We start from the raw sequence: 21,734 nt of genomic DNA on the forward strand, positions 1-21,734 counted from the left end.
CATGACCGGCTTGTGCCCCGTCAGGTGGTCAGGTGGATCGCTCAGCGCGGATGCTGCGCAGCAGAATCCGCCTGGTCGACGCTCGATGGACCGGTGATCCTCAGGAGCCCGGACAGGTTCGACTTTTCGATTTTTGCGGCAACTCCGACGCTTCTGCCCGCCAGGTTCGCGACAACGTACTGGACCGAGCTGCCGAGGACCTGGGCGCTTTCGGAGAGCGTGAGGCCGTAATCCTGCTCCAGCCATTGCGTCAGGCCTGCGGTCGCCATGCGCAGCGCATCGTCCAGTGAGCCTGCCTGGCCCAGCGCCATGATGTGGGTCGGCGATTCCACGCGCGGCATGGCGATCGATCTGCCGCGCAGCACATCGACGGAGAACTCCACTTCCATCGACGTTTCCAGTGCGAATTGAGAAGTCTCGCCATCGCCCTGCAGCGCATGCGCGTCGCCGAGATACAGCAATGCGCCGGGTTGGTACACCGGCAGGTAGACGATGCTGCCTTCGACGACTTCGTTGAAGTCCATGTTGCCGCCGAAGCGGTTGGTGTCGCCGGTCGAAGGTGGAGCGAAACCGAATCCCGGCGCGACCGCGAGGCCACCCAGCATCGGGCGCAGCGGTACCTTGAAGTCTTTCAACCGCTCGCCCGGTTGTTCGGGACTCGCGAATCCATGTTCCACATCAAGCTTCCACCGGATGGGCCGGCCGAGCTCCGTGGCCTTGGCCGCGACACTGTTGCTCTGCGCGCGGGCAACGATGTCATCCAGACTGTCGGCATAGTCCCGGCTCAAGCGCAGACGTTTGATCCTGACGACCAGCGTGTCGCCCGGAGATGCGGTCGCGATGTAGAACGGCCCTGTCTGTGGATTTCCGTAGAGGGCACGGGTGATGCCGCTCTCATCGACGCCACCGGAATCGATGGTGGTCGTCTGCACGCTGTCGCCTGGCCAGATGGTCAGCACGGGTTTGCGGTGCTGGGAAAACTCGTTGGCGTAGTCGGTCGGCTTGAAGACGTACCGCTTCGGCGGCCCCGCCGGTCTGGCCGGGATCAGGTTCGCGACGAATGCATGCTCGACCCGGCGCTGGGCATCGTTGTGGTCGGGGAAGTCGGCCATGCCTTCGATGGCGTTGCCAGCGCGTTTGCCGAGATAGGAATAGGTCGCGTTGTCCGAATCCGTGACCGTGAAGCGGATCGTATCTCCGGAGATATCGCCTTCGAGCCTGTCGCCATCGAGCATGCCCGTCAAACGGCTGCCGTCGCGGCTCAGCTCGAGCTCCGAATACATCGGGTTGCCCCAAAGATCGGTGCTGACGACCCAGCTCTCGCGCGCTCTCTCGTTGGCGTACAGGCATGACGGCAACAGACACATCAACAGCAGCAACAACTTCGGCATGGTCATGTCCGGTAGTCGAATCTCCATATGGATGCGCCGGAGCGGGAAAGCGTCGCAGGCACGTAACTTCGCAGCGGAGGCATCTGGAAAATGCTCAAGTCAACAGCGTCTCCAACACCGCCATCCGCACCGCAACTCCATTCGCGACCTGCTTGAGGATCAACGACTGCGGGCCATCGGCGACGGCGTTGTCGATCTCCACGCCGCGGTTGATCGGACCCGGGTGCATCACTACCGCATCGGACGCGGCGCGCTTGAGTCGGGCCTCGGTGAGTCCGTAGTCGCGGTGATAGTCGTCCAGCGATGTGATCAGCCCCTGTTCCATCCGTTCGCGCTGCAGGCGCAGCATCATCACCACGTCGGCGCCTTCGATCGCTTCGTCCAGGTCCTGGGTGACGAGGCAGCCGTGCAGCGTACCGCCGCCGTCTTCCACGGGCGGCAACAGCGCAGCGGGGCCGCAGACGCGGATTTCACCGGCGCCGAGAATGCGCAGCGCATGCAGGTCCGAGCGCGCGACGCGCGAGTGCAGCAGGTCGCCGACGATCGCGATCTTCAGCGTCGAAAAATCCACGTGCTTGGCCTGGCGCAGGGTCAGCATGTCGAGCAGGCCCTGGGTGGGATGCGCGCTGCGGCCATCCCCCGCGTTGATGATGCGGGTCTTGCTGTCGGCGGATGCCGCCAGCGCGTTGAGTGCGCCGTCCTCGTGATGGCGGATCACGAAACCGCGCACGCCCATCGCTTCGATGTTCTTCAGCGTATCGCTCGCGCTTTCGCCCTTGGTGGTGGACGAGGTGGCGGCGTCGAAATTCAATACGTCTGCACCGAGCCGCTGCGCCGCGCGCTGGAAACTCAACCGGGTCCGCGTCGAAGGCTCGAAGAACAGGGTGCAGATCGCGATGCCATCGAGTACGCCAGGCGCTTCTTCGCCATCGACGAACTGCTGTGCGCGGTCCATCAGGCGGACCATCGTCGCGCGCGACAAACCGTCGAGCGTGAGCAGGTGGTGCAGCACGCCCTGGGCGTCGGTCTGCAGTTCGGATTTGTATCCGGTGGTATCGGGGGGCGTGCCGTGCAACGGGGTCATCATGGTGTCGATCACTCCTCAAGTAAGGTGGCGTCCTGCGGTGCTGCGAACCAGCGTTCGAGAATCACGGCGGCGGCGACGGCATCCAGCAGATCGGCATCGCGGCGCTTGCGCTTGCCTTCGGCGCGGTCGTCGGCGAAGCGTCGCGCGGCTTCCTGCGAGCTGTTGCGTTCGTCGATCATCGCGACGGGCAGCGAGAACTTCATGCGCAGGGCGCGCGCGAAGCTGCGCGCGCGTTCCCGGATCGGCTGATCGCCACCGTCGAGCGTCATCGGATCGCCGACGACGAAGCCGGTCGGCCGCCACTCGCGGTAAAGGCGTTCGATCGCCGGCCAGTCGATCCTGTCGTCGTGCACATCGACCACCGCCAGCGCGCGCGCGCCGAGGCCGAAACCGCTGCCGACCGCGACGCCGATGCGGCGAGCGCCGACATCGAAGCCCAGCAGCGTGCCGTTCGGCATCGTGTCGTGGCCGTCGATGGGCGACGCGTCGTTCATGCGTGACCGCTGTAATCCGTCATGCGCATCAGATCCACGCCGATCCGTCCGGCGGCGGCTTGCCAGCGCGCGTCCAGCGGCAGCGAGAACAGCACGTCCGGATCGCTCCCGGCGGTGAGCCAGGCGTTGTCGACCAGTTCCTGTTCGAGTTGGCCCGCGCCCCAGCCGGCGCAGCCCAGCACCACGGTCGAATGCGCGGGGCCTGCGCCCTGCGCAAGGGCTTCGAGCACGTCGCGCGAGGTGGTGACGTACAGACCCGCGACGATTTCGAGCGTCGAATCCCAGCGCCGGTCGCCGTCATGCAGCACGAAGCCGCGTTCCGGATGCACCGGACCGCCGGACAGCACCTGACGTTCGCGCAACAGGGCGTCTTCGGTGGTGATGCCCATCTGCTCGAACACCTCGCCGAGCGTGTATTCGGACGGGCGATTGATCACCAGCCCCATCGCACCGTCGGCGTCGTGCTGGCAGATCAGCGAAACGGTGCGGGAAAAGTTGGGGTCCGCCAGCGAGGGCAGTGCGATCAGCAGCTGATTGGCGAGGGAGTGGGATCGGGGAGCATGGGGCATTGTAAGGCCACCTTCTGTCATCCCGAACCCGGCGTCGCCGGGAAAGGGCCTGCTTTTTCCTTGTGGCTCAAAAGCAAAAGCAGGTCCCTCGCCTTCGGCTCGGGATGACAGCTCACTCACGCCGCGAACGGCACTCCGGTCTTTTCGCGGAGTTCTTCAAGGCTGACGCCGGGTGCGCGCTCGGTGAGTTTCAGGCCGTCCGGGGTCACGTCGAACACCGCCAGATCGGTGATGATCCGGTCGACCACGCCCACGCCGGTCAGCGGCAGGGTGCATTCGGGCAGGATCTTGTGTTCGCCGCCTTTCGCGGTGTGCTCCATCAGCACCACGACGCGCTTGACGCCAGCGACGAGGTCCATCGCGCCACCCATGCCCTTGACCATCTTGCCGGGCACCATCCAGTTCGCGAGGTCGCCCTGGTGGGTGACCTGCATCGCGCCGAGGATGGCGAGGTCGATGTGGCCGCCGCGGATCATCGCGAACGAATCGTGGCTGCCGAAATAACTGGCGCCGTGGCGTGCGGTGACGGTCTGCTTGCCGGCGTTGATCAGGTCGGCGTCGACCTCGGTTTCGGTCGGGAACGGGCCGATGCCCAGCAGGCCGTTCTCGCTCTGCAGCCACACGTCCATGCCGTCGGGAATGTAGTTGGCCACCAGCGTCGGCAGGCCGATGCCGAGGTTGACGTAGGCGCCATCGCCCAGTTCAAGCGCTGCGCGCTGCGCCATCTGTTCGCGGGTCCAGGCCATTATTTTTCTCCTCGCACGGTGCGCTGTTCGATGCGCTTCTCGGGGGTCGGATTGACCACGATGCGGTCCACGTAGATGCCGGGCAGGTGGACGTGGTCGGGATCGATGTCGCCGACCTCCACCAGATGTTCGACTTCGGCCACGCAGACCTTGCCGGCCATCGCCACCGCCGGATTGAAGTTGCGCGCGGTCTTGCGGAACACCAGGTTGCCGGCCTTGTCGGCCATCCATGCCTTGACCAGCGAGACGTCGGCTTTCAACGCGGTTTCCATCACGTACCAATGGCCGTCGAACTGGCGGGTTTCCTTGCCGTCCGCCACCACCGTGCCGTAGCCGGTGCGCACGAAGAACGCCGGAATGCCGGCGCCGCCGGCGCGCAGGCGTTCGGCCAGCGTGCCCTGCGGATTGAATTCGAGCTCGAGTTCGCCGGACAGGAACTGGCGCTCGAATTCCTTGTTCTCGCCGACGTAGGACGAAATCATTTTCCGGATCTGGCGGGTCTCCAGCAGCATGCCCAGGCCGAAACCGTCGACGCCGGCGTTGTTGGAGATCGCGGTCAGGCCCTTGGCGCCGGAATCGCGCAGCGCGGCGATCAGCACTTCGGGAATACCGCAGAGGCCGAAACCGCCGACCGCGAGGGTCTGGTCGTCGGCGACGAGGCCGCGCAGCGCTTCGGCTGCATTCGGAAAGACTTTGCTGCTGCTCATGCCGACACCGTGCGATGCATGCGAGACACTCCTGACGCGGGGGCGATCCGTGGAAGTCCACAAGTCTACCGGCTCGTCTCCCCGTCGGGACACCGTACTTTGGGGCATACCCGTCCGTATTTCGGCCGCATTCCCGACCGTACGGACCGTGGCCGGCTAAACTGGCGGTATGCCCCGTATCGCCTTCGTCACCGCCATCGCGTCCGCTGCACTCGACGACGACATGCCGCTGCTGCTCGCGGCCTGCGAGCGTCTTGGTCTATCTGCCGAAGTCCGCGCCTGGGACGACTTCACCGTCTCCTGGGCCCGTTACGACGCGATCGTGCTGCGTTCGCCCTGGGACTATCACACCCGGCTGCCGGAATTCCTGCGCTGGTGCGAACGGGTCGACCGCGTCGCCCGGCTGCACAACCCGCTGCCGATCCTGCGCTGGAACACCGACAAGCACTATCTCGCCGATCTGGAAGCCGCCGGCATCCCGGTGGTACCGACGCGTTTCGTCGAACCCGATGCCGATCCGCTGCCGGCGCTGCAGGCGTTCCTCGACGCGTTTCCGGAGGCCGCGGAATTCGTGGTGAAGCCGACGGTGAGCGCGGGTTCGTGCGATACCCAGCGTTACCGGCGCGAGCAGGAATTCGCCGCCGCCAACCATATCGGCCGTCTCCTCGATGCCGGCCGCAGTGCGATGCTGCAGCCGTATCTCGATGCGGTGGACACGTGTGGCGAAACCGCGCTGCTGTATTTCGACGGAAGCTTCAGCCACGCGTTGCGCAAAGCCGCACTGCTGCGACCGAACGAGGCGGCGCTCGACCATACGCAGCTCGCCGATGCCATCGCCGGGCGCGAGCCCGATGCCGATGAACTGCGTCTGGCCGAAGCGGTGCTTGCCGCGCTGCGGGCGCGCGGCGACGGGCCGCCGCTGTACGCCCGCATCGATCTGATCCGGGACAGCGACGGCCAACCGCGACTGCTGGAATTGGAGTTGACCGAACCCTCGCTGTTCTTCACGTCCGAACCGGCTGCAGCCGGGCGTTTCGCGACGGTGCTGGCAGGACGGATCGAAGTGGAGGTCGAGGCGAGGCAGGTCGCGGCGGGGCTTGCGCCAGCGTCGCACCGGAGCCATCCATGAACGCTGCCCTGCAGCGTCACGATCACGATACGCGCGTCGATTTCGTGGTCGAACTCGCCGGCCGCCTGCACGCATACGGCACCACCGCGCATCGTCTGGAAGGTGCGGTGATGGCGGTCGCGACCAAGTTGGGGCTGGAATGCGGCGCGTGGTCGAACCCGACCGGGATGATCCTGTCGTTCGGCGAGGTCGGGCATGGCCGCCGCGACACCGTGCGCGTGGTGCGCCTGTCGCCGGGCGAGACCGATCTGTACAAACTCTGCGAAGTGGATCGCGTGGCCGAGGCGGTGATGTCCGGCGAACTGGATCTGGAAGCCGGCCATGCAGCGCTGCGCGCGCTCGATCGCCCCGGCAGCTGGCGCGGCAAGGCCATCGCGATCTTCGCGTTCGGGTTGTCCGCCGCCGCCGTCGCGGGGCTGTGGCGATTGCCGTGGCTGGATATCGCCACGGCCGGCGTCACCGGTCTGCTGCTGGGCGTGCTGGACTGGGCCACCCGCGACCGGCCGCGGCTCAAGGAAGCCAGCGATGCGATCGCAGCGATGTTCGCGGGCATGATCGCGGTGCTCGTGGCGACGTATGTCGGCGCCCTGAATCTGAATACCGTCATCATTTCGTCGTTGATCGTGCTGATGCCCGGCATGTCGTTGACCAATGCGGTCAATGAATTGACCAATCAGAATCTGGTCTCGGGCACCGCGCGTTTCGCCGGTGCGATGACCACCATCCTCAAGCTCGCGATCGGCATGATGGTGGCGCTCACCGCCGCGGACATGATCGGCATGCAGCCGGAAGTCCGCGCGCTGCGCCCGCAGCCCGATTGGGTGGAAGCCATGGCGCTGCTGCTCGGCACGTACGCGTTCGCGGTGCTGTTCCGTGCCGACCGCCGCGACTATCCGCTGGTGATGCTGTCCGCGGCCACGGGCTATCTCATCTCGAAAATCGCCGGCGACGCCTGGGACAACACCGTCGGCATTTTCCTCGCCGCGCTGGCGATGACCGCCGCCGGCAACGCGTATGCGCGCTGGTTCAATCGCCCGGGCGCACTGGTGCGGCTGCCAGGCATCATCATGCTGGTGCCCGGCAGCGCGAGCCTGCGCGGATTGCTGGCGGTGGTGCAGCAGCAGAGCATGGAAGCCGGGCAGGCGGCGATGGTCGCGGCGCTGAACATCCTGTTGGCGCTGGTGGCAGGCCTGTTGTTCGGAAACATCCTGATCCCGACGCGGCGGAATCTCTGATTCGCGAGCGGCAGGCGAAGGGCAGGCCACAGGCAATATCCAGAATGCCGTGCTCCCGGCGCAAGCCGGGATCCGGTTCTTGTATGTCGAGGCTACGGCGATTGAATCAAGCGCTGGATTCCGGATCGCGCCGGAATGATGGCTTGTTTGCTTTCCACTCGCGGTTGCTGCGCAAACGAAAAAACGCCGGCACGGGGCCGGCGTCGTGTTTTTTTGCGGAAGCGCGGTTGCTGATTACTTGATCAGCAGCTCTTCGGCTTTCTTGCCTTTCTTCAGCAGGTCCGCGAACCACAGCGGCTGCCTGCCGCGACCGGTCCAGGTGACCTTGGAGTCGGCGGGATTGCGGTATTTCGGCGCGACCTTGACGCCGGTGCGCGCCTTCTTGGTGGCTTTCTTCGCCGCTTTCTTGGCCGCTTTCTTGGTGGTCTTTTTGGCGGCTTTCTTCGCGGCCTTGCGAGTGGCCTTCTTCGCCGCAGGCTTTCCTGCCTTCTTCGCCGGGGCCGACTTGGCGCTGCCGAACAACTCGGTGATGCTGTAACCGGCGGCCTTGGCCAACGCGACGAGTTTCTTGCGTACGCCAGCAATGGGTTTGCGCTTGGTCAGCGCCGTCTGCTGCTTCTTGATTTGGGTCGCCAAAGTCTTCAGCTCCTTTGAAGAAAGACCGTTCAGATCGATTGCCATGTGTGCTCCGTAGGACGGGGGGATCATCCGCGCAACGTTGCGGGACGCGCGATCATAGTCGAATCCTCGCGTTCACGAGTGAATAGATCGCCCAAAACAGAAACGCCGCAGATGCACCGCAGCGTTCTGTCGTCCGTTTGGCAGGCTTTTCCAAGCCTGTTCCAGCGATCAGCGCGCGATCAGTCGCTGCATCAGCGCATCGCGCCCCAGGGATTCCGCTTCGCTGGCGCGACGCGCGCGATATTCGAACGTGCCCGCAGCGAGGCCGCGCTCGGACACCACCACGCGGTGCGGAATACCGATCAATTCGATATCGGCGAACATCGGACCGGGGCGCAGGCCACGGTCGTCGAGCACCGCTTCCACGCCAGCGGCGTTCAATTCCTCGTACAGCGCCTGCGCGGCTGCGACGACTTTCGCGTCGTTCTTCGGATTGATGATGCAGACCGCGACCTGCCACGGCGCCATCGTCTCCGGCCAGATGATCCCGGCGGCATCGTGGTTCTGTTCGATCGCCGCAGCCACGATCCGGCTCACGCCGATGCCGTAGCAACCCATCGTTGGTGTCGCGGCCTTGCCGTTGGCGTCGAGCACGGAGCACTTCATCGCCTCGGAATATTTCCGGCCCAGCGCGAACACATGACCGACTTCGATGCCGCGCGCGATGCCCAGCGTGCCCTGGCCATCGGGCGAGGGATCGCCGACGACGACGTTGCGGATGTCGGCGACGGTATCCGCTTCCGGCAGGTCCCGGCCCCAGTTCACGCCGGCGATGTGATAACCGGGCTCGTTCGCGCCGACCACGAAATCGTGCATCGCGGCGACGCTGCGATCGGCGATGACGCGGATCGTTTTCTTCGGATTCACCGGGCCGAGAAAACCCGGCTCGCTGCCGAGATGTTCGAGAATTTCCGCTTCGGTCGCGAGTCGGTATTCCGCGAGCCCCGGCAGTTTTGACAGTTTGATTTCATTGACGATGTGATCGCCGCGCACCAGCGCGAGCACGAACTGCGGCGGCCTGTCCGCGCCTTCGGTCATGATCGCCACCGATTTCACGGTGCGGGTCAGTGCGAAACCGAGCAACGCAGCAACTTCATCGCAGGTCTTCTGCGTCGGCGTCTCGACCTTGCGCATCGTTTCGGCCGCCGCCGCGCGTTCGCCCGGCGATACCGCTTCGGCCAGCTCCACGTTCGCGGCGTAATCCGAACCATCGGAGAAGGCAATGGCGTCTTCGCCGGAATCGGCCAGCACGTGGAATTCGTGCGATGCGCTGCCGCCGATCGCGCCGGTATCGGCGAACACCGCGCGGAAGGTCAGGCCGAGGCGGGTGAAGATGCGCGAATACGCGTCGTACATGTTCCTGTATTCGGCGGCGAGCGAGTCGTCGTCGATATGGAACGAATAGGCATCCTTCATCAGGAATTCGCGCGCGCGCATCACCCCGAAGCGCGGGCGGATCTCGTCGCGGAACTTGGTCTGGATGTTGTAGAAGTTCACCGGCAGCTGTTTGTAGCTGTTGATCTCCTGGCGCGCGAAATCGGTGATCACTTCCTCGGCGGTGGGGCCGTAGCAGTACTCGGCCTCCTTGCGGTCCTTGATCTTCAGCAACTGGCCGCCGAATTTCTCCCAGCGCCCGGTTTCCTCCCACAGTTCGCGCGGCTGGATCGTCGGCATCTGCAGCTCGATCGCGCCGGCGCGGTTCATTTCCTCGCGGACGATGCCCTCGACCTTGCGCAGCACGCGCAGGCCCAGCGGGCTCCAGGTGTAGAGGCCGGCGGCCAGCTTGCGCAGCATGCCCGCGCGGAGCATCAGCTGATGGCTGACGATCTCGGCGTCGGCGGGCGTTTCCTTTTCGGTGCGGAGATGGAACTGCGACAGACGCATGGACGGAACTCGGGCAAGAGTGGGGATAGCCCCACATTTTGCCCGATGTTCGCGGTGCGTGGTTCCGTTGGGGGCGGCGGGTGCCGCCCGTCAGGCCCGATTACGGCGCCTTGGCGGTGCTCGGGCTGCAGTTCACCCGGGACACCGTCTGCGCGATCTGCAGCTGCTTTTCGCGGTCGCTGTCGCTGAGGTCGCGGTCGGGTTTGCCGTCGCCGTCGCTGTCCATCTGCAGCTTGGCGCCGCTCATGAGCAGGTCGATGTTCTTGCGTGCGGTGGTGCACTGCGGCGACTCGGCCGGCGCGTCGGTGGCCGTGGCCTGATCGTCGGTGGCGCGTTCGCGGTGGTAGATCGACCGGGCCTGGAACTTGCCCTGCGCCGGCGGCGTCTGCGAGTAGTGGCTCACGCCGTTGGCGTCCTTCCACTGGTAGACCTCGCCCGCGATGGCCGCAGGGGCGATGCCCAAGGCGAGGGCGGAGGCGATCAGGCTGGAGATCAGGCGGGGGCGGAGTGCACGAAGCATGGCGATACCTGCGGAACGGCTGGCGGGGGGTAAGACCCGGCGATTGCAGCACCCCCGCGCGACAGGCGCAAGCGCTCCGCTGCCGGGAGGTCAGCCGGGCCTCATCGCCGGTCGACCGTGCTGTGACCCCGCGCACGTTACGCCCGGTGCAGTGCCCCGTTACACTGCGGACATGAACGCACCCGAGCCACCCATCGCGCCCCGACGCAGTCGCGGCATCTATCTGCTGCCGAACCTGTTCACCACGGCGGCGCTGTTTTCTGGCTTTTTCGCGATCATCGCCGCCTCCCAGGGCCGGTTCGAGGCGGCCTGCGTGGCGATCTTCATCGCTGCGGTGCTCGACGGGCTCGATGGCCGGGTCGCGCGGATGACCAACACCCAGAGCGAGTTCGGGGTGCAATACGATTCGTTGTCCGATCTGATCAGCTTCGGCATGGCGCCGTCGCTGGTGATGTACCACTGGGCGCTGGCGTCGATGAAGCTCGACGGCACCACCCTGGGCAAGATCGGCTGGCTCGGCGCATTTCTCTATGCCGCCTGCGCCGCGCTGCGGCTGGCGCGCTTCAACAGCCAGGTCGGCACGGTCGACAAGCGCTGGTTCATCGGCCTGCCCAGTCCGTCGGCGGCGGGCCTGGTCGCCAGTTTCGTGTGGACCATGCACGACCTCGGCCTGAGCGGCGAGTCCCTGCGCTACGCCGCACTGGCGGTGACGGTCATCGCCGGCCTGCTGATGGTCAGCGGCTTCCGCTATTCCAGCTTCAAGGGCGGCAAGCCCGGTCCGCAGGGCGATCGCATCCCGTTCTTCGTGCTGTTCGCGATCGTGGTCGCGATCATCGGCCTGGTGATCGATCCGCCGAAGGTGCTGCTGTTCGTGTTCGCGACCTTCGCCGTCTTCGGGCCACTGATCTCGCGACGGATGGCGCGCAAAGCGCAGGCGGAGGAGGCGTGAATCCGTCGTGGAGCCCATTGCAGCGGAGCATGCTCGAAGCGATGGGGCTACCGGTGTATCGCGCCGTGGGCATCGCGGCCCCCGGCGAATTGCCGGACGATCCGCTGATCCATGCGCTGCTGCGCGCCGCCGGTCGCGCGCGCGATGCCGAAGACGCGGTGCGTCTCGCCAAGACCTGGCCTGCGCCGCGCACGCTGCGCGCCGATCCCCGCGCCAAGCGCGCGCTGTGGCCGCAACTGCGCGCCCTGCGGCGCTCGCCCGGGCCGTGAGCAAGCATCCGTGAGCAGCCCGCTGTCGTTCGTCGAGCCCTCGGCGCCGGCGTCGACGACCCTGCGTGCCATGCGGGACACTGATATCGATACGGTCATGGCGATCGAAACCCGCGCCTACCCGTTTCCGTGGACCGACGGCATCTTCCGCGACTGCCTCAACGCCTGTTACCCGTCATGGCTCTTGATGCAGAACGGCAGCATCGTCGGCTACGGCGTGATCAGCATCGCCGCGCGCGAGGCGCATATCCTCAACATCTGCATCGATCCCGACGCGCAGAGCCACGGCCACGGTCGCCGCCTGCTGCGCGCGCTGGTGCGCATCGCGCGCGCGCAGAACGCCGAACGCATCTTCCTCGAGGTACGGCCCTCGAACCCGCGCGCGATCGCGCTGTATTTCGACGAAGGCTTCAACGAGATCGGCCGCCGCCCGCGTTACTACCCGGCGCATGCGGGTCGCGAGGACGCGATCGTGATGGCGATGGAGTTGTTGCCGGAGGCGTGATCCATTGGTGGGAGCGGCGGAAGCCGCGATCTCGACCGCGATCGCGGCTTCCGCCGCTCCCACAGGGAAAAGTTTTAGAGTCGTGCGCGTTGCTCGGCCAGCGCCGCTGCTTTTCTCCTCCCCTTGCGCAAAGCGCAGGGGGAGGTTGGGAGGGGGTGCATTTGGAGTCGCTGCGATGCGACGACAACCCCCAACCCTCGCCTGCGGCGAAAGGGAGGGGGCAGAAGTCAAAATCGCGCGCGCTGTTCGGTCAGCGCCGCGAGTTTCGCGGTCCAGTCGGCGAGGCGCAGGCGCTCCTGTTCGATCACGGCCGGCGGCACGTTGCCGCCGAAGCGCGCGAGCTTGTCCTCGCTCTTGGTTTTCTCCGACGCGACGCGCGCGATTTCCTTGTCGAGGCGCGAGCGCTCCGCGTCGAGGTCGACCAGACCTTCCAGCGGCACCAGCAGGGTGAGGCCGCCGACCACGGCGGACGCCGCTGCGGGCGATTCGCCGGTCAGCGTTTCGATCGATTCGAGCTTGAGCAGGAACTTCAGCTGCGATGCGAAACGGGCGATGCGCGCGGCATCGTTGGCGTCGCCGTCCTTCAGCAGCAGGCGCACCTGTTTGGCGGGCGAAATGCCCAGGGTGCTGCGGATGCTGCGCAGGTTCCTGATGACGTCCTTGAGCCATTCGATATCGGTTTCGGCGGCGGTGTGATCCTGTCCGGCGAAGTCGCCGGTCTGCGGATAGGCGCGCGTCGAAATGCTGTTGGCGTCGATGCCGAGTTTCGGCGCGACGCTGCGCCACAGTTCCTCGGTGACGAACGGGGTCAGCGGGTGCAGCAGGCGCAGCAGCGATTCCAGCACATGCAGCAGCGTGTGGCGGGTGCTGTCGGCGGCGAGCTTGTCGTCGCCGTTGAGCGCGGGCTTCGCCAGCTCCACGAACCAGTCGCAGAACTCGTTCCACGCGAATTCGTACAGCGCCTGCGCGAGCAGGTCGAAGCGATAGGTGGCGAAGTGTTCGCCGGCTTCGGCGGAGACTTTGGCGAGGCGCGAGAGGATCCACTTTTCGGCGTCGGTGATCGGCTGCGGCCTTGTTGTGGGAGGGGCTTTAGCCCCGACGCCTGCGCCAGTCGGGGCTAAAGCCCCTCCCACAGAGAATCCCTCGGTGTTCATCAACACGAAGCGCGTCGCGTTCCAAAGCTTGTTGCAGAAATTCTTGTAGCCCTCGCAGCGGGCCATGTCGAATTTGATGTCGCGGCCGGGGCCGGCCAGCGCGGCCATGGTGAAGCGCAGCGCATCGGCGCCGTGCGGCGCGATGCCGTCGGGGAATTCCTTGCGCGTGTGTTTCTCGATCTTCGGTGCATCCTTCGGTTTCATCAGCCCGGTGGTGCGCTTGGCGACCAGTTCATCCGCAGTGATGCCGTCGATGATGTCGAGCGGGTCCAGCACGTTGCCTTTCGACTTCGACATCTTCTGCCCGTCCTTGTCGCGGACCAGACCGGTGATGTAGACGTCCTTGAACGGCACGCGCGCGGCATCCGGTGTGCCTTCAGGCATGAAGTGATCGGTCATCATGATCATCCGCGCCACCCAGAAGAAGATGATGTCGAAGCCGGTCACCAGCACCGACGACGGCACGAAATCGTCGAAGCCGCGCTCGCGCATCGATTCCGGACTCGGCCAGCCCATGGTGCTGATCGGCCACAGACCGGAGGAGAACCAGGTTTCCAACACATCGTTGTCGCGCCGTAGGGTGGGCCCCGGCCCACCGCTCTTCCCCGCAGCCTGTTCGAGAGCTGCCGCCTCATCCCGTGCCACGTACACATTGCCAGCCTCGTCGTACCACGCCGGAATACGATGCCCCCACCACAGCTGACGGCTGATGCACCAGTCCTGGATATTCTCCATCCAGTGTCGATACGTGTTGATCCAGTTCGGCGGCACGAATTTCACCGAACCGTTCTCGGCAAGTTCAAGGCCGCGCTTTGCGAAGCCGTCCATCGCCACAAACCACTGGTCGGTGAGGTAAGGCTCGATCACCTGGCCGGTGCGGTCACCGCGCGGCACCTGCAGTTTGTGCGGTTTGGTTTCGACCAGCAGGCCGGCTTCTTCGAGATCGGCAAGAACGGCTTTGCGGGCATCGTAGCGGTCGAGCCCGTGGTAGCGGGATGGAATCAACTCCGGGCTGAATCGTTCGTCTGGAATCAGGACGCCCCGATCTTCAATGGGATCATGCTTGGAAAGCTCAGCAGAAATATCAGCATGGCTTTTTGCAGACCCAATAATCTTCGCATCCGGCGTAAAGATATTGATCATCGGCAAGTCGTGCCGCTTCCCCACCGCATAGTCATTGAAATCATGCGCAGGCGTCACCTTCACCACGCCCGTGCCAAATTCCCGATCCACATAATCATCAGCGATGATCGGAATCTCGCGATTCGTCAGCGGCAGCGTTACGGTCTTGCCGATCAGATGCGCGTAGCGCTCGTCCTCGGGATGCACCATCACTGCGGTGTCGCCGAGCATGGTTTCGGGGCGCGTGGTCGCGACCACCAGCGAACCGCTGCCGTCGGTGAGCGGGTACGAGATCGACCACAAAAAACCGTCTTCCTCTTCACTCACCACTTCAAGATCGGAGATCGCGGTCTTCAACACCGGGTCCCAGTTGACGAGGCGCTGACCGCGATAGATCAGACCTTCCTCGTAAAGTTTCACGAACGCTTCGATCACCGCCGCCGACGCGCCGTCGTCCATCGTGAACACGCTGCGCGTCCAGTCGCCCGAAGTGCCGAGGCGGCGCATCTGGCGTTCGATGGTGCCGCCGGACTGCGCCTTCCATTCCCAGACTTTGTCGATGAACTTGTCGCGACCCAATGAATCGCGCGTCTCGCCGGTGCCGGCGATCTGCAGGTTGCGCGACACCACCATTTCGGTGGCGATGCCGGCGTGGTCGGTGCCCATCTGCCACAGCGTCTTGTAGCCGCGCATGCGGTGATAGCGGATCAGCGCGTCCTGCAGCGTGTGCTGGAAGGCGTGGCCCATGTGCAGGGTGCCGGTGACGTTCGGCGGCGGCAGCAGGATGCTGTAGGCGGGGCCGTCGCCCTGCGGTGCGAAGACGCCGCTTGCTTCCCACTCGGCGTAGAGGCGGGATTCGAAGTCTTTGGGTTCGTAGCCGGAGGCGAGGGTGGTCATGTTTCGGGACTCTGTGTGCTTTGGATTGTCATCCCGAGCGCAGCGAGGGACCTGTTGTTCAATCGCGAACGTTCAAAAGCAGGTCCCTCGCTGCGCTCGGGATGACAGTGGATTTTTGGAGCGACGAAATCACATATCGTATTTCTTCAACTCAAGCCCGCGCGCCTGGTACTGCTTCCAGCGTTCGCGCAGCGGGCCGCGCGCGCTGTCGTCGGCGGGCACCACTTCCAGCACGCGCTCGAAGCTGCCTTCCACCGGGGCGTCGCGCAGGTTGATGACCAGCGGGCGCAGCGCGATGTCGCTGTCGGGCGCGGCGATCAGCACCGGGGTCAACTCGTCTTCGTCGTCGCTGCCGGCGATCTGGTGCGGCACGAACGCCTCTTCGTCGAACGCCCACAGCAGATCGTCCAGCGCTTCGGCCTGCGCCGCGTCGCGGGCCAGCACCAGCGTCCACAGATTCGCGTCGTAGGCCTTGCGCGCAAGCTCGCAGACCAGCCGCAGCGGCTCCTCGCGGAAGCGCGGTTTCTGGATCAGGTAGAAATCGGCGCGGGGGCTCATGTGCTCGCGCGCTTAGCCCGCACGATCCATCAACCACTGCGCCAGCAACCCGACCGGACGGCCGGTGGCCATGCCCAGTTTGCCGTCGTCGTTGGAGACGCCGGCGATGTCCAGATGCGCCCAGCGCTGGTCTTCGGTGAAGCGGGCGAGGAAGCAGCCGGCGGTGATGGCGCCCGCGTTGCGTCCGCCGATGTTGTAGACGTCGGCGAAGGTGGAGTTGAGCTGGCTCTGGTATTCGTCCCACAGCGGCAGGCGCCAGGCGCGGTCGAACACGTTCTCGCCGGCCTGCAGCAGTTCGTTGGCGAGGTCGTCGTGCTTGCTCATCAGGCCGGTGGCGTATTTGCCGAGCGCGACGATGCATGCGCCGGTGAGCGTGGCCACGTCGAGCAGCGCGCGCGGTTCGAAACGCTGGGCATAGGTGAGCGCATCGCAGAGGATCAGCCGGCCTTCGGCGTCGGTGTTGCCGACTTCGATGGTCTTGCCGGACATGCTGGTGATGACGTCGGACGGCCGATAGCTCAGGCCGTCGGGCATGTTTTCGACCGCCGGCACGATGACCACGAGATCGATCGGCAACTGCATGCCCACGACAGCGACGAACGTGCCCATCACGGCAGCCGCGCCGCACATGTCGTATTTCATTTCCTCGATGCCGCCGGCGGTTTTCAGGTTGATGCCGCCGGTGTCGAAGGTGATGCCCTTGCCGACGAGCACGAAGGGTTTGGCGTCGCCGCTGCCGTGGTCGGATGCGCCATTCCATTTCAGCACGATGAGTTTCGGCGGATTGGCCGAGCCCTGCGACACCGCGAGCAGCGAGCCCATGCCCAGCGCCTGCATCTGGTCGCGCTCCAGCACTTCGCAGCTGGTCCTGTCGAACTTGCCGGCGAACACTTGCGCCTGTTCGGCGAGGTAGGTGGGGTTGCAGATGTTCGGCGGCAGATTGCCCAGCTCGCGCGCGAAGGTGATGCCGTTCGCGATGGCTTTGCCTTGGGACAACGCGACGGCGTCGTTGCCGCTCACCGCGACCGCGGTCAGCTTGCTGACGCCCTTGGCCTTGTTCTTCTCGCCGAGGGTGGCGTTGTAGCGGTATGCGACGTACGCGAAGGCGATCACCGCTTGACGGATGTTCCAGGCCGCGTCGCGGCCCTGGGTCGCGGCTTCGCTGATGGTGAAGGTGGCGCCGGTGGCCGCGCCGTCCTTCAGTGCGCGGGCGGCATCGCTGGCGGCCTTGATGTACTGCGGAACGCCGAACTTGGCGGCATCGCCCAGGCCGATCACCAGAACCCGCGTCGCGGCCACGCCGGGCAGGTCGTGCAGCAGCGCGGTCTTGCCGGTCTTGCCGGAGACGTCGCCGCGTTCGATCAGCGCCGCGATGCGACCGCCGCTGGCGGCGTCGAGCGCCTGACCGGTGGCGGTGAGGGTCTTGTCCGCGTACGCGCCGACGACGATGCAGTCGGTGGCGAGGGCGGCGGCATCGGCGGCGGGGCCGGTGTGGAGCGTGAATGCGAGGGCCATCGATCGGGTTCCGTGGAGGCGGTCTGTGGGAGGTTGGGCGAAGCGATGCGCGGAGACGGCGCCTGAACCGCCATCGACGTGGCCGTTCAGACTGCGCGACTTTCTGATCGCGGCATTCCGTACAATCCCCGGGCGTCGGCGACGGCGCGGGGCCGCGGCCCAAGCAGAACCGCCGAGTTTAAAGCAAAGCCCCCGCCGGATGCCCGGCTTCCGGAGTCGCACGTTCCCCGATGCTGAAGCTGGACCGCTACCTGATCCGTGAGTTTGCGCAGAGCATCTTCGCCGTCCTGGCGGTGGTCTTGATCGTGCTGCTGGGCGGCGCGTTCGCGGATGTCCTCGGCGATGTGGCGCGCGGCAAGGTGCCGGCGGGCATGCTGCTGGCCCAACTGGGGCTGGTGTTCCTGAAATGGCTGCCGATGATCCTGCCGCTGGTGGTGATGCTGGGGCTGATGCTGGCGATGGGCCGGCTGTATCGCGACGCCGAAATGCCGGTGCTGGTGTCGATCGGCATCGGCCCGAAGCGCTTCCTGCGTCCGCTGGCCTGGATGGCGTTGCCGGTGGTGCTCGTGGTGGGCCTGTGTTCGCTGTGGCTGGGACCCTGGGCCGACCGCACATCGCAGCGGATGATCGACGAGGCTGGCCGCAATCTGCTGATCGCGGGGATGGAGCCGGGCCGCTTCACCGAGCTTCCGGGCGGTGGCGGCGTCATCTATGTCGGCGGCATGTCCAGCGACAACCGCGAGATGCAGCGGGTGTTCGTGTATCGGCAGAAGAAAGACCGTTTCGACGTCACCACCTCGCAGACCGGCACGCTGTCGGTACAGAACGAACGCGACCGCTACCTCCGGCTCGAACAGGGCTTCGAGGTGGAAGGCCCGACCGGCAGCGGCCGTGATTTCCGGCTGATGCGCTACGCGGCCAACGAAGTGCGCCTGCCCGAAGAAATATCGCAGCGGCGCAAGTCCGATGCGGTGGAACTGCAGCCGACGACCGCACTGTTCCGCGACCCCCGCCCCCAGGCCAATGCGCAGCTGCATTTCCGCATCGCGCCGCCGCTGCTCACCCTGGCGTTCGCGCTGCTGGCGGTGCCGCTGTCGCGCAGCGCGCCGCGCCAGGCGCGCTACGGCAATCTCGCGGTGGGCTTCCTGATCTATCTTTTCAGCATGTTCCTGATGCTGCTGGGCACGCAGTGGCTGGACGACGGCAAACTGCCGGCCGTGCTGGGCCTGTGGTGGATGCTGCTGCCGCTGCTGGTGGTGGCGGTCTGGATGTATGCCCGCGATGGCGCGATCAAGCGCCCGCGGCTGAAGGCAGCGGGCTGACTCGGATGATGCCGTTTCCGAAAATCCACGATCTTTACATCGGCCGGGTGGTGCTGGGCTCGGTGCTGTTGACCTGGGCGGTGCTGATCGGCCTGGATGCGACCATCAGCGGCATGCTCAACGAGATGAGCGACGTGGGCACCGGCAATTACGATTTCCTCGCCGCGCTGACCAACGTCGCCTACAGCCTGCCGCGCCGCGCCTACGTGCTGTTCCCGACGTCCGCCGTGATCGGCGCGCTGCTCGGCCTCGGTCAGCTGGCCGCCAGCTCGGAATTGACCGTCCTGCGCGCGCTGGGTCTATCGCGCCGCCGCATCAGTCTGTCGGTGGTGCTGTCGCTGGTCGTGCTGACCGCATCGATGGTGATCGCCGGCGAGACCGTCGCGCCCTGGGCGCAGCGCCGTGCCGATACCCTCAAGGCTGCGGCGAAGTCGAAGGATGTGATCGTCGCGCAGTACTCCGGCCTGTGGGCGCGCGAGGGCGATGTGTTCCTCAATGCCCAGACCGGCCAGGAGCGCAGCGAAAACGGCCGCCAGTGGATCGAATTGAACGATGTGCGCCTGTTCGAGCTGGGCAAGGACGGGCGCCTGGCCTCGATCACCCATGCCGGCAGTGCCGAGCATCGCGAAGGCGAATGGATCCTGCGCAAGGTCGAGCGCACCCGGTTCGAGCCCAAGACGGCGGTCCGCACCACGGTTGCGGAAGAACGCTGGGCCTCGCAACTGGACATCGCCGCGCTGGCTGCCAGCGCGCGCGACATCTGGCGTCCGCGGTATCTGACCGCGGGCCAGCTGAAGGACGGTATCGAATACCGTGAGCGCAATGGCCTGGATTCCAGCGAATTCCAGGAACATTACTGGGGCCGCTGGTTCTATCCGGTCAACGTGCTGGTGCTGTGCCTGCTCGCCATTCCGTTCGCGTTCGGCTCGCTGCGCAGCGGCGGCATGGGCAAGCGGTTGTTCCTCGGTATCGTGTTCTCGCTCGGCTTCTGGCTGGTGCAGACCCAGTTCGTACGCCTCGCCGGCGTGTTCAAGTTCGACTACCGCATCGCGTACATGATTCCGGCGCTGGTGATGGTCGGCCTGTCGATCTGGTTGTTCAAGCGCCGGTCCAGCTGATCGCCCGCATGCCCGGTGTGCGCCGAGCGCCGGTAATGGTAGGAGCGACGCAAGAGGAGCGGCACGTCGCGTGCTGTCGGTTCTGGTGCCGGTGCGGATCCACTGGACGGTCCTTAGAATCGATTCGGCTTATGTCTTCGCCACCCGCACCACGCGCGTCCCGCTCACCCGGTCGTGCCAGGTCAGCCGTTCGCGATCGAACCACGCCCACCAGAATCCCAGCCCGCCCGCGAGCAGCGAGAGCGTGCCGACGACATAGCGTTTGATCAGCTGCGCGCGCGTCGGTGCGGCAGCGCCCGCGCCGATCACGCGCAGCCGCCACGGGCGCATGCCCAGGGTCTGGCCGCCGCGCGACCAGCTGCCGACGGCGTAGGCACCGGCCATCAGCCAGCAACACACCCACAGCAGCACGCCGAGCACGCTGCCGGTCTCGAGGATGTCACGTTCGCCGTGCCCGCCGAGGTAGTAGCCGAGGTTGAACAGCGCCGACAGCAGCATCCACAGCGCAAGCGCCGGCCACAGGTCGTAGAACAGCGCGAGCAGACGGCGCAGGATCAGCGCGTCGGGCTTGGTCGGGGCGGGGGCTACGGAGACGGTGTCGGTCATCGCGACAGGATAAGGCGGAAGCGAAGGGCGGTGAGCCGCTTTTGTAGGAGCGACTTCAGTCGCGAAGCAAACGATGTTTCAGATTGCGGTCGTTATAGCGTCTGCAATACGCTCAGCTTCGCGACTGAAGTCGCTCCTACAAAAGCGCATCGTCGCGCTACCCTGTGGCCATGCCCGCCGCCACGCCCTCCGAACGTCGACAACAGGCGCTTGCGCTGCCGCCGCTGCGCGATGCCGACGCGACCGCGATCCATGCGTTCGTCGAGACGATCTGGGCCGAGAACGGGCTCGCGAAACAGACCCTGGCGAGCTACCGGCGCGACCTCGAAGGCTTCGCGCGCTGGCGCGACGGTGCGGGTGAAGGTCTGGTCGGCGTGGATCGTGGCGGCTTGTTCGACTACTTCGCATGGCGCACCCGCAGCGGGTATTCGCCGCGCAGCAACGCCCGTCTGCTGTCGACGCTGCGTGCGTTCTTCGCGCTGCAGGTCCGGCGCGGCCTGCGTGCGGACGATCCCAGCGCGTTGCTCGATCCGCCGAAACTGCCGCGTTCGCTGCCGAAGGCGCTGAGCGAGCGCGACATCGAAGCGTTGCTGGCGACGCCGGAGATCGGCGAGCCGCTGGGACTGCGCGATCGGGCGATGCTCGAACTCATGTACGCCGCCGGGCTGCGGGTCAGCGAACTGGTCGGGTTGCCGGCGACCATGGTCAATCTGCGTCAGGGCGTGCTGCGGGCGACCGGCAAGGGCGGCAAGGAGCGGCTGGTACCGCTGGGCGAAGAGGCGCAGCACTGGTTGAGCCGCTATCTGGCCGAGTCGCGCCCGGTGCTGGCGGGCAAGCGGGCGCCGATGGCCCTGTTCCTGAATCCGGGTGGCGAGGCCCTGAGCCGCCAGCAGTTCTGGGGTCTGGTGAAGCGCTACGCCGGTGCGGCGGGCATCGACCCGCGCAAGATCAGCCCGCACGGCCTGCGCCACAGTTTCGCCACGCATCTGTTGAATCACGGCGCCGATCTGCGTGCGCTGCAGATGTTGCTGGGACATGCCAGCCTGTCGACGACCCAGATCTACACCCTGGTGGCGCGCGAGCAGCTGAAACGGCTGCATGCCCAGCACCATCCGCGCGGCTGACCGGTTGGCCTGCCCGGGCTGTTATTGCCGTCACACTTGTGGCCGTCCGGACGGCCGCCGGGATGCGGCCTGCATGCGACAATCGGCCGAACTTTGTTGCGCCGGCGTGGTCCCAGCCGTCGCGCCTCGCACCCATTCGATGGAACTTCCCT

21 protein-coding genes are annotated in these 21,734 nt (G+C 65.8%); 8 read left to right on the forward strand and 13 right to left on the reverse strand.

What is annotated here, in order from left to right; translation table 11 throughout:
- Positions 1 to 41: 41 nt before the first annotated feature.
- The 6 genes from HOP03_09975 to HOP03_10000 form a co-directional block, all read right to left on the reverse strand.
- A complete protein-coding gene (locus HOP03_09975) occupies positions 42 to 1,391 on the reverse strand; it encodes an acetamidase (GenBank protein ID NOT88499.1) in 1,350 nt (449 codons plus the stop codon).
- A gap of 94 nt (positions 1,392 to 1,485) precedes the next feature.
- A complete protein-coding gene (locus tag HOP03_09980) occupies positions 1,486 to 2,475 on the reverse strand; it encodes an aspartate carbamoyltransferase catalytic subunit (protein ID NOT88500.1) in 990 nt (329 codons plus the stop codon).
- 11 nt (positions 2,476 to 2,486) lie between these two features.
- Positions 2,487 to 2,972 (reverse strand): Holliday junction resolvase RuvX, encoded by a 486-nt coding sequence (gene ruvX / locus HOP03_09985; protein NOT88501.1) that lies wholly within the window; start codon positions 2,970 to 2,972, stop codon positions 2,487 to 2,489.
- Positions 2,969 to 3,541 (reverse strand): YqgE/AlgH family protein, encoded by a 573-nt coding sequence (locus tag HOP03_09990; GenBank protein NOT88502.1) that lies wholly within the window; start codon positions 3,539 to 3,541, stop codon positions 2,969 to 2,971. Before HOP03_09990 ends, ruvX begins: the two co-directional genes overlap by 4 nt.
- Positions 3,542 to 3,657: 116 nt before the next feature.
- The gene (locus tag HOP03_09995; GenBank protein NOT88503.1) at positions 3,658 to 4,287 is read right to left on the reverse strand and encodes a CoA transferase subunit B; all 630 of its coding nucleotides are present in this window, start codon (positions 4,285 to 4,287) and stop codon (positions 3,658 to 3,660) included.
- Positions 4,287 to 4,994 (reverse strand): CoA transferase subunit A, encoded by a 708-nt coding sequence (locus HOP03_10000; protein ID NOT88504.1) that lies wholly within the window; start codon positions 4,992 to 4,994, stop codon positions 4,287 to 4,289. Before HOP03_10000 ends, HOP03_09995 begins: the two co-directional genes overlap by 1 nt.
- Before the next feature lie 169 nt (positions 4,995 to 5,163).
- Here HOP03_10000 and HOP03_10005 point away from each other — a divergent pair, with 169 nt between their 5' ends.
- Complete coding sequence (locus HOP03_10005) at positions 5,164 to 6,123, forward strand: hypothetical protein (GenBank protein NOT88505.1); 960 nt, start codon at positions 5,164 to 5,166, stop codon at positions 6,121 to 6,123.
- Positions 6,120 to 7,358, forward strand: coding sequence for a threonine/serine exporter family protein (locus HOP03_10010; protein NOT88506.1), 1,239 nt, complete (start codon positions 6,120 to 6,122; stop codon positions 7,356 to 7,358). The genes HOP03_10005 and HOP03_10010 overlap by 4 nt, the downstream gene beginning before the upstream one ends.
- Positions 7,359 to 7,592: 234 nt before the next feature.
- Here HOP03_10010 and HOP03_10015 read toward each other — a convergent pair whose 3' ends face one another.
- The 3 genes from HOP03_10015 to HOP03_10025 form a co-directional block, all read right to left on the reverse strand.
- A complete protein-coding gene (locus HOP03_10015; GenBank protein ID NOT88507.1) occupies positions 7,593 to 8,039 on the reverse strand; it encodes an H-NS histone family protein in 447 nt (148 codons plus the stop codon).
- A gap of 168 nt (positions 8,040 to 8,207) precedes the next feature.
- Complete coding sequence (locus HOP03_10020; protein NOT88508.1) at positions 8,208 to 9,923, reverse strand: proline--tRNA ligase; 1,716 nt, start codon at positions 9,921 to 9,923, stop codon at positions 8,208 to 8,210.
- A 100-nt stretch (positions 9,924 to 10,023) separates the two neighbouring features.
- Positions 10,024 to 10,443 (reverse strand): DUF4124 domain-containing protein, encoded by a 420-nt coding sequence (locus HOP03_10025; GenBank protein NOT88509.1) that lies wholly within the window; start codon positions 10,441 to 10,443, stop codon positions 10,024 to 10,026.
- Positions 10,444 to 10,615: 172 nt separating this feature from the next.
- On the opposite strand from HOP03_10025, the gene pssA reads away from it, so the two are divergent.
- The 3 genes from pssA to rimI all read left to right on the forward strand — a co-directional run bounded on the left by pssA (position 10,616) and on the right by rimI (position 12,166).
- Positions 10,616 to 11,392 (forward strand): CDP-diacylglycerol--serine O-phosphatidyltransferase, encoded by a 777-nt coding sequence (gene pssA, locus HOP03_10030; GenBank protein NOT88510.1) that lies wholly within the window; start codon positions 10,616 to 10,618, stop codon positions 11,390 to 11,392.
- A 29-nt stretch (positions 11,393 to 11,421) separates the two neighbouring features.
- Complete coding sequence (locus tag HOP03_10035) at positions 11,422 to 11,661, forward strand: hypothetical protein (GenBank protein ID NOT88511.1); 240 nt, start codon at positions 11,422 to 11,424, stop codon at positions 11,659 to 11,661.
- A 70-nt stretch (positions 11,662 to 11,731) separates the two neighbouring features.
- Positions 11,732 to 12,166 carry a ribosomal protein S18-alanine N-acetyltransferase gene (gene rimI, locus HOP03_10040; protein ID NOT88512.1) on the forward strand — a complete coding sequence of 145 codons (435 nt, stop codon included), beginning with the start codon at positions 11,732 to 11,734 and terminating at the stop codon, positions 12,164 to 12,166.
- Between the two features lie 227 nt (positions 12,167 to 12,393).
- Here the strand turns inward: rimI and HOP03_10045 are convergent, their stop codons facing one another.
- From HOP03_10045 to HOP03_10055, 3 genes are all read right to left on the reverse strand, one after another.
- Positions 12,394 to 15,339 carry a valine--tRNA ligase gene (locus HOP03_10045; protein NOT88513.1) on the reverse strand — a complete coding sequence of 982 codons (2,946 nt, stop codon included), beginning with the start codon at positions 15,337 to 15,339 and terminating at the stop codon, positions 12,394 to 12,396.
- A gap of 129 nt (positions 15,340 to 15,468) precedes the next feature.
- A complete protein-coding gene (locus HOP03_10050) occupies positions 15,469 to 15,897 on the reverse strand; it encodes a DNA polymerase III subunit chi (GenBank protein NOT88514.1) in 429 nt (142 codons plus the stop codon).
- Positions 15,898 to 15,909: 12 nt separating this feature from the next.
- The gene (locus tag HOP03_10055) at positions 15,910 to 17,412 is read right to left on the reverse strand and encodes a leucyl aminopeptidase (protein ID NOT88515.1); all 1,503 of its coding nucleotides are present in this window, start codon (positions 17,410 to 17,412) and stop codon (positions 15,910 to 15,912) included.
- A 230-nt stretch (positions 17,413 to 17,642) separates the two neighbouring features.
- On the opposite strand from HOP03_10055, the gene lptF reads away from it, so the two are divergent.
- The gene (gene lptF / locus HOP03_10060; protein ID NOT88516.1) at positions 17,643 to 18,734 is read left to right on the forward strand and encodes an LPS export ABC transporter permease LptF; all 1,092 of its coding nucleotides are present in this window, start codon (positions 17,643 to 17,645) and stop codon (positions 18,732 to 18,734) included.
- Positions 18,735 to 18,739: 5 nt separating this feature from the next.
- Positions 18,740 to 19,852, forward strand: a complete 1,113-nt coding sequence (gene lptG / locus HOP03_10065) for an LPS export ABC transporter permease LptG (GenBank protein NOT88517.1) — start codon at positions 18,740 to 18,742, stop codon at positions 19,850 to 19,852.
- 129 nt (positions 19,853 to 19,981) lie between these two features.
- On the opposite strand, the gene HOP03_10070 is transcribed toward lptG, so the two are convergent.
- A complete protein-coding gene (locus tag HOP03_10070) occupies positions 19,982 to 20,458 on the reverse strand; it encodes an RDD family protein (protein NOT88518.1) in 477 nt (158 codons plus the stop codon).
- Between the two features lie 170 nt (positions 20,459 to 20,628).
- Here HOP03_10070 and xerD point away from each other — a divergent pair, with 170 nt between their 5' ends.
- Entirely contained in the window at positions 20,629 to 21,582 is a 954-nt protein-coding gene (gene xerD, locus HOP03_10075; GenBank protein NOT88519.1) for a site-specific tyrosine recombinase XerD, read from the forward strand.
- Positions 21,583 to 21,734 lie beyond the last annotated feature (152 nt).

The organism is Lysobacter sp. (genome assembly GCA_013141175.1).
GTDB lineage: Bacteria > Pseudomonadota > Gammaproteobacteria > Xanthomonadales > Xanthomonadaceae > Lysobacter_I.